The 2,999-nt window shown below is 68.7% G+C and carries 3 protein-coding genes; 1 reads left to right on the forward strand and 2 read right to left on the reverse strand.

Annotated features, from left to right (window positions below; all coding sequences use genetic code 11):
• On the forward strand, positions 1-1,070 hold a 1,070-nt coding region (locus tag AC3XYG_RS14610), incomplete at its 5' end, for an MFS transporter (protein ID WP_489140568.1).
• 145 nt (positions 1,071-1,215) lie between these two features.
• On the opposite strand, the gene AC3XYG_RS14615 is transcribed toward AC3XYG_RS14610, so the two are convergent.
• Together AC3XYG_RS14615 and AC3XYG_RS14620 are read right to left on the reverse strand one after the other, a co-directional pair.
• Positions 1,216-1,746, reverse strand: coding sequence for a GNAT family N-acetyltransferase (locus AC3XYG_RS14615; protein ID WP_489140569.1), 531 nt, complete (start codon positions 1,744-1,746; stop codon positions 1,216-1,218).
• 27 nt (positions 1,747-1,773) lie between these two features.
• Positions 1,774-2,904: a type III PLP-dependent enzyme gene (locus AC3XYG_RS14620; RefSeq protein ID WP_489140570.1), complete on the reverse strand. Its 1,131-nt coding sequence runs from the start codon at positions 2,902-2,904 to the stop codon at positions 1,774-1,776.
• Positions 2,905-2,999 lie beyond the last annotated feature (95 nt).

A 2,999-nucleotide genomic window follows, 5' to 3' on the forward strand; every position in this document is an offset into this window, starting at 1 on the left:
CCATGATGGTGCCGGTCGGCCGGCTGGTGGTGCTGCGCAACACCGCCAAGCAGGATTTGATGCGGTCGATCGCCTACATCACCTGGCCGGCGCTGGCCGCCCCGGTGCTGGGGCCGCCGGTCGGCGGGCTGATCACCAGCATCGCATCCTGGCGCTGGATCTTCCTGCTGAACCTGCCGCTGGGCGCCGTCGCCCTGGTGCTGGCGCTGCGGCTGATCCCGAACGACCGCAGCGATGCGCGCACGCCGTTCGACTGGCTCGGCTTCGTCCTCACCGGCATCGCCTGCCTGGCGCTGATGCTGGGGCTGGACCTGATCGGCCACCAGGAGATTCCGTGGCTGTCGGTCGGCGCCCTGCTGGCCGCCGCCTTGCTGCTGGGCGCCTGGGCCGTGCGCCATGCCCGGCACCACCCGCACCCGCTGGTCGGGCTGGCGGCGATGGCGATCCACACCTACCGGGTGACGGTGCGCGGCGGGTCGCTGTTCCGGGCGGTGGTCAGCGCCGTGCCGTTCCTGCTGCCGCTGATGTTCCAGCTCGGCTTCGGGCTCGACCCGGTGCATTCCGGCCTGCTGGTGCTGGCGCTGTTCGCCGGCAACCTCGGCATGAAGCCGATGACCAGCTGGGTGCTGCGCAGCTTCGGCTTCCGCACCGCGCTGCTGGCAAATGGGACGCTGCTGGCGGCGACCCTGTTCGGCTGCGCCCTCCTGACGCCTGATACACCGACGGCGCTGGTCGCGGCGCTGCTGGTGGTCAGCGGCGCCGCCCGGTCGATGCAGTTCACCAGCCTGAACACCCTGGCCTTCGTCGACGTCCCGGCGGCAGGGATGAGTGCTGCCAACACGCTGTTCAGCGTGACGCAGCAGATCTCGATGGGGCTGGGCGTGGCGCTGGGCGCGATCGCACTGCGGCTGGCCGAGGCCTCCGGCCTCGCCGGCGGCTCGATCACCCGGCAATACCAGATCGCCTTCGCGGTGATCGCCGTGCTGGCGGTGCTGTCGCTGATCGACGCCCTGGCCCTGCCCGGCGATGCCGGGCGGGAGGTCAGCGGCCACCGGAAGCCACAGACGTAACAACTGCATTCGGCGGAGATCTATATTCCTCCCCACAACTGTCATGCCCGGACTTGATCCGGGCATCCAGAGACTGTCGACATCTTCTGGATTGCCGGGTCAAGCCCGGCAATGACAGTGGAGAGATACGATTCGAGCCGCCGGCTCAGGCGCTCAGAAGCATCGCCGATTCGTAGCGCACCGGCAGGCCGTCGGCGCGGCCGATCATGCCGCGGGCGCCGGCCAGCGCGCCCGGGACCAGTTCGAGCCCCAGCAGCCGGTCGTAATCCACCGGGCCCGGCAGCATCAGGCCGAGGGTCAGGTCGCGGCGGAAGCCGAAGCGGCGGTAATACGGCTCGTCGCCGACCAGGATCACGCTCTGGTAGCCGAAGGCCGCCGCGCGCGACAGCCCGGCCCGCATCAGCCGCGAGCCGATGCCGCTGGAGCGCACAGTCTCCGCGACCGCAAGCGGGCCGAGCAGGATGGTCTCGCCGATGCCGTCGACATGGATCGGCCAGAAGCGCAGCGTGCCGACGAGATCGCCGTCCTCGAGCGCCACCAAGCCGAGTTCGTTGTTCGGCCGCACGCCGTCGCGCAGCCGGTAGACGGTCTTGCCGAAGCGCCCCTCACCGAAGCAATCGACGACAAGACCCTCGATGGCGGCCGCGTGGCGCGGCCGCTCCCGCATGATGTCCATAGCGTGGGATCTCCAAACCCGGGAGGTTCAGATGTAATAGGCCTTCAGGGGGGCGAAGCCGTTGAAGGCGACCGCCGAGTAGGTCGTCGTGTAGGCGCCGGTGCCGTGGATCAGCACCTTGTCGCCGATCTCGAGCGACAGCGGCATCGGATAGGCGTTCTTCTCGTACAGCACGTCGGCGCTGTCGCAGGTCGGGCCCGCCAGGATCGCCGGTTCCGCGACGTCGCCGTCGTGGATCGTGGTGATCGGATAGCGGATCGCCTCGTCCATCGTCTCGGCCAGGCCGCCGAACTTGCCGATGTCGAGATAGACCCAGCGGGTGTTGTCGTTCGCCGACTTGTTGGCGATCAGCACCACTTCGCTCTGGATCACGCCGGCATTGCCGACCATGCCGCGGCCCGGCTCGATGATGGTCTCGGGCAGGCGGTTGCCGAAATGCTGGCGCAGGCTGGCATCGATGGCGCGGCCATAGGCGTCAGGCGTCGGCACCTCCTTGAGGTACTTGGTCGGAAAGCCGCCGCCGAGATTGACCATCTTCAGCTCGATGCCCTTGGCCGCGAGGTCGCGGAAGATCCCGGCCGCCGATTCCAGCGCCTTGTCCCAGGCGCCGGTGTCGCGCTGCTGCGATCCGACATGGAACGACACTCCGTAGGGGTCGAGGCCGAGGCCCGGCGCCATCGCCAGCAGCTCACGCGCCATGCACGGCTCGCAGCCGAACTTGCGCGACAGCGGCCATTCGGCGCCTTCGCCCGAGGTCAGGATGCGGCAGAACACCCGGGCGCCCGGGGCGACCTCGGCGATCTTGCGCAGTTCCGCCTCGCTGTCGAAGGCGAACAGCCGGATGCCGAGGGCATAGGCCGTCGCGATGTCGACGCGCTTCTTGATGGTGTTGCCGAACGAGATGCGGTCGGCAGTGGCGCCGGCGGCCAGCGCATCGCGGATCTCGACCACGCTCGCGGTGTCGAAGCACGAGCCCATCGAGGCCAGCAGCGACAGGATCTCCGGCGCCGGGTTAGCCTTCACCGCGTAGAAGATGCGGCTGTCGGGCAGCGCTTCGGCCAGCGCCTGGTAATTGCCGGCGACGACATCGAGGTCGAGAACCAGGCAAGGCGTCTCGGGACGACGCTCTTCCAGGAAAGTGGCAATCTTAGCATTCATCAGGGGAGACACTCCCTCGCGGCAAGCCAGTTCAAACCAAACCGTTGCCTGAGGCGCCCCGCCTCTGCTCACCGGCGACGAAACCCGGCGGCGCG

It is taken from the genome of Inquilinus sp. (assembly GCF_057815775.1).

What these genes read in the sequence shown, in the direction of transcription:
- AC3XYG_RS14615 (WP_489140569.1), bottom strand. Translation starts at nt 1,746, where the DNA reads ATGGACATCATGCGGGAGCGGCCGCGCCACGCGGCCGCCATCGAGGGT.
- AC3XYG_RS14620 (WP_489140570.1), bottom strand. Translation starts at nt 2,904, where the DNA reads ATGAATGCTAAGATTGCCACTTTCCTGGAAGAGCGTCGTCCCGAGACG.